We start from the raw sequence: 4,377 nt of genomic DNA, 5'->3' as shown, positions 1-4,377 counted from the left end.
AACGCCGCGTTGCGCAGGATGAGGTGAGTCGGCGAGATTCGGCTCGCCCGCAAGTATCCATGATTCGTGGATGGCCAATCGCCCGCTGCCATGTCGAAACGCTTGCGTGTCGATCAATGTGTAAGTTTCATAGACATAGAGATCGCCACGCTCAAGGCCTAGCCGCGCAGGCGAGATCTGCCGGCTACAGTGCCCACGCCGTCCTCTACCATGCGGCCACCGGGACCTTCGAGCGGATCAGCCGAGGCTTCTACCGTATCCGTGGGTTCCCGTCATCATCGCACGAGGATGTGATCGCCGCCTGGGTCAAGGCTGGTTCCGACCGGGCTGTCGTCTCTCACGAAACCGCGCTCTCCCTCCATGACCTCTCCACAGTCAGGCCGCACAAGATCGACCTGACCGTTCCACGCGAATTCCGGCCGCCGGGCAACCGGCCTCGATGGCCCTCTGTCTGCATCCACACGACGACGCGCGCCTTCGGCAGGGGAGACGTGGTACGCCGGTTTGGGGTTCGGATTACTTCCCCGGCACGCACGATCATCGACACAGCCGAGGCGGGCACCGATCCCGAGTACATTGTGGACGCAGTAGCAGCCGCACTCGAGCGCGGCCTCGTCACCAGCGAGGATTTGAAGCGCGCCGCGCAGGGCAGGCCCGCGCGGGTGGAGCGACTGCTCGATCGGGCTATCGAGGAGGCCCGGCGTGGAACGGCAGTTCGCTGATCCCGCCCACTTCCGTGCTTCCGTTGACGAGCGACTGCGGATCTACGCGCGCAAGACAGGGACTCCTCAGGATATGTGTTCCTGGGAGAGAGCTTCCTTCATTGAAAAGGGCGGCTGGGACAGAATGCCCGGGGAAGAAAAGGCTGGCTATACTGTAAGCCGAGCATGCGCCGACGGGCTTGAATTCGTGATGCAGAGATAGGCGAGCCTCACCAGGATGTACTTGTATTCACGTTGAGCAAGTCTCCAAGGATCAGTCCCGTTGAGGGCAGGAGTTATCGCCTGCCCTCCTTCTGTTGTGGCCCTTCGCTCGGGCGTGGTTTGCCCGCTCTTGACTTACGTCAATGCTTTCCCGCTCCGGCCCGCCCTACGATCACTACGTAGGAGGGCGCTCCTGCGAAACAGGAACGGCTGCGACGGCCTTGCCGCCGGAGGAGCACCATGGCTGTGAGCCAGTGTCCGGGTCAGGACAGGCGCTTCTGGAAGCCGACGGACATCTTCGAGCTGCCGTGCTCCTACTGCGGTGAGCCCCTGGAGTTCTGGAAGGACGACCTGCGCCGCCGCTGCCACTCGTGCGGCCGGATCGTGCCAAACCCACGATTCGACCTGGGCTGCGCTCAGTGGTGCCAGTTCTCCGCGAAGTGCCTGGGGCAGCCGGCCGGCGACGCGGGGGAGGCGCTTGTGGATGCTCTCATCCGCGAGATGCGGGCCGTGTTCGGCGACGACCAGGGCCGGATACGCCATGCACTGGCGGTGCTCGACTACGCCGAGCAGATACTCGTCGGCGAAGGGGGCGACCCGCTGGTCGTGCGCGCGGCTGCGGTTCTGCACGACATCGGCATCGAAGGGCCGCCCATCGCCCGCCCCATCCTGGAGCGCCTTGGGGTAGACACCGAGCGCGCCGGGCAGGTCCTGCGCATCATCGGCAGCAACCACTCGGCCCGCGACGTCGATACGCCGGAGTTCCGCATCCTGTGGGACGCCGACCGCCTGGCGAGCATCCCCGACGAATGCGGTGGAAAGACGCCGGAAGAGGCCCGCATCCTGGTCGAGCGCTTCTACCGCACCGCCACCGGCTGCGCGATCGGCCAGGAGGCCGTCGAGCGGTTCCTCGGTACGCCGCCTCCGCTGGTATAGCTCTGTCCCCGCATGGTCGCTTTCGCCGCTGTAACCCTGCCCCGGCGTAACCCTGCCCCAGCATAGTCCTGTCCCTGCGGATCCGTTCATCGGCCCCGGACAACCTGGACCGCGCCGGACGAGCGCGCGACCTCGTGGCAGGGACGAAGCCAAGAAGGCAGGAAAGCGGCCCACGTCTGTCGGACCAGTATGTGATTGGGACAGGAATACGCGATCTTCCTTGGCGATTCCGCTGACAGGAGGCCCTCGTGGCTGGAGATATCAGATCCGTTTTGGTCCTTGGTTTGGGCAAGGTCGGCTCGCTGATCGCCACCCTGCTTCATGAAACAGGGTTCGCGGTAACCGGCGCCGACATGAATGATGTCGCCGGCCTGCCGTTTCCGGCCATCAACCTGGATATGAAACGCCCCGGCGACTTGACCCGGATGAGCGGATTCGACGCGGTCGTTTCCTGTCTCCCCTACAACTTCAATGTCGGCATTGCCTCCACTGCCCACGAACTCGGCATTCACTACTTTGACCTGACCGAGGACGTCAAGACGACCCAGGCGATCATCCAGATGAGCGGCAACGCGCGTGCCGTGATGGCGCCGCAGTGCGGGCTTGCGCCCGGATTCATCGCCATCGTGGGCGCTGCTCTGGCCCAGGCGTTCGATCCAATCCGATGCATCCGGCTGCGAGTCGGGGCGCTTCCGCAACACCCGACCGGCCTGCTGGGATACGCGTTCAACTGGTCACCCGAAGGCGTGGTGAACGAGTACCTCAACGACTGTGAAGTCATCGAAGACGGCGTTCACAAGTGGGTATCCCCCCTGGAATGGCTGGAAACCATCGTCATCGGAGGCGTCCAGCTCGAAGCCTTCACGACGTCCGGCGGGCTCGGCACGATGTGTGACACCTTCCGGGGGCGTGTTCAGAACCTGGACTACAAGACCATTCGCTACCCCGGGCACGCGAAACTGATGAACTTCTTCTTTCACGAATTGCTGATGCGCGAAGATAGGACCCGTGCCGGTGAGATCCTGGTGCACGCCAAGCCGCAGGTCAATGAAGACGTCGTATATGTTCACGCCGCCGTGGAGGGATGGAAGGGAGGGCGCCTCTCGCGCGAGGAGTTCGTGAGGGCCTACTACCCGCTCGAGGTTGCCGGTCGCCGGTGGCGGGCCATCTCATGGACGACCGCCGCTTCCGCCTGTGCGGTGGTGGAAATGGTGAGCAACGGGACGATACCGCGCAAGGGTCTCCTCAAGCAAGAGGAGATCCCGCTATCCGAGTTCCTGAAGACCAGAAATGGGCGTCTTTACAATTGTGAACCGGATTGGGGGATGCGGACCGGCGGGACCAGGTCATCGGCGCCCTCATCCTGAGCGCAACTCGATCCGCCTACCCGTACCTGCTCGCAAACGCCCCAAGGGCTTTCTCAAAGCACTCCAGCGGCGCCCGGACGAGCCCTGCGCCGATCATCGGGTGTCCAGGGTCCTTGTGGGCGATGGCGGTGTCTATGATCGGGGTGGTGCCGGTGCGGACTACCTTCCGGATGTCTATGCCGACAGGCACGCCGTCGAACCCGAACGCGGGAATGCGGTAGACCGCATGGGTTGCCACCGTGATCTCGCGCATCTCGGCGCTGTACCGCATGGCCTGCTCGGGCGTCCCTCCTACCAGGTTCAGGATGCCGGGCGCGCCTCCCAGCACGAAGCCCCCCCATCCGACCGTTTCGGTGATCGCTGAGTCGCCCATGTCGAGTCCGGCATCTTCCTCCTTGTACCCGGGGAAGTAGAGCCCCTCGATGCGGGGCGCGGGCGCGGTGAACCACTCGTCACCCAGGCCGCTCACCCTGATCCCAAACTCGGTGCCGTTCCGCGCCATGGCGGTCACGACGGTGCTGTGCTCGATCCCGGAGGCCGGGTCCGCGGAGGCCTTGGCCGCGGCCATTGCCATTGACAGGAAGAACACCTCGTGGTTTGCGAGGTAGCCCAGCGTGCCGATCAGGCGATCGGCCGGCAGGCCGGCCTTGATCATGGGCACGGCCATGGCGTTGGCGAACAGGCTCGAGGCGGCCACCTGCCGGTTGTGCAACTCGTCGCCCATCTGGAGCGCCTTGGCGATTATCGTCTTCAGGCCCAGGCCGCCGCCCATCTGGCGCAGCCCGGCCGCAATCGAGGGGGCCCAGAAGTCGCGCCACGTCTGCAGCCCCCGCACGGCTCCCTCGCTGTAGTCGCCGAACTGCTGTTGGCGTTCCACCTGGCGGCAGAAGGCGCGGTTGCCAAAGACCGTGTTCTCGACCACGAACACGGGCAGCGAAGGAGAGATGGTGCCTGCCATCGGCCCCACGGCCTGGTGGTGGTGGTTGGGCTCCAGTTTGATCTCTCCGCTCTCGAGAAGTCGCGTCGCGCCGCCGGCGTCCTGTGCCCACCCCTCGAAGAGCACCATCCCGATCACCGCGCCCCGCTGGGCCCCGCACATGCGATCCCAGGTCACGGGCGGGCCGGAGTGCAGGACCATCCTGTCCTCCAGG

General features: G+C 64.9%; 4 protein-coding genes. 3 read left to right on the top strand and 1 reads right to left on the bottom strand.

The features are described from left to right. Positions 1-116: 116 nt before the first annotated feature. The 3 genes from FJX73_12650 (at position 117) to FJX73_12640 (ending at position 3,226) form a co-directional block, all read left to right on the top strand. On the top strand, positions 117-722 hold the full coding sequence (locus FJX73_12650) for a hypothetical protein (protein MBM3471619.1): 606 nt from the start codon (positions 117-119) through the stop codon (positions 720-722). A 441-nt stretch (positions 723-1,163) separates the two neighbouring features. Further along, entirely contained in the window at positions 1,164-1,859 is a 696-nt protein-coding gene (locus FJX73_12645; GenBank protein ID MBM3471618.1) for an HD domain-containing protein, read from the top strand. Positions 1,860-2,107: 248 nt separating this feature from the next. Next, entirely contained in the window at positions 2,108-3,226 is a 1,119-nt protein-coding gene (locus tag FJX73_12640; GenBank protein MBM3471617.1) for an L-lysine dehydrogenase, read from the top strand. A gap of 16 nt (positions 3,227-3,242) precedes the next feature. Here FJX73_12640 and FJX73_12635 read toward each other — a convergent pair whose 3' ends face one another. Then, entirely contained in the window at positions 3,243-4,364 is a 1,122-nt protein-coding gene (locus FJX73_12635) for a DUF1116 domain-containing protein (protein MBM3471616.1), read from the bottom strand. Positions 4,365-4,377 lie beyond the last annotated feature (13 nt).

Source organism: Armatimonadota bacterium (assembly GCA_016869025.1).
Lineage (GTDB): Bacteria > Sysuimicrobiota > Sysuimicrobiia > Sysuimicrobiales > Humicultoraceae > VGFA01.
This window is presented reverse-complemented; position numbering and strand designations above follow the sequence as displayed.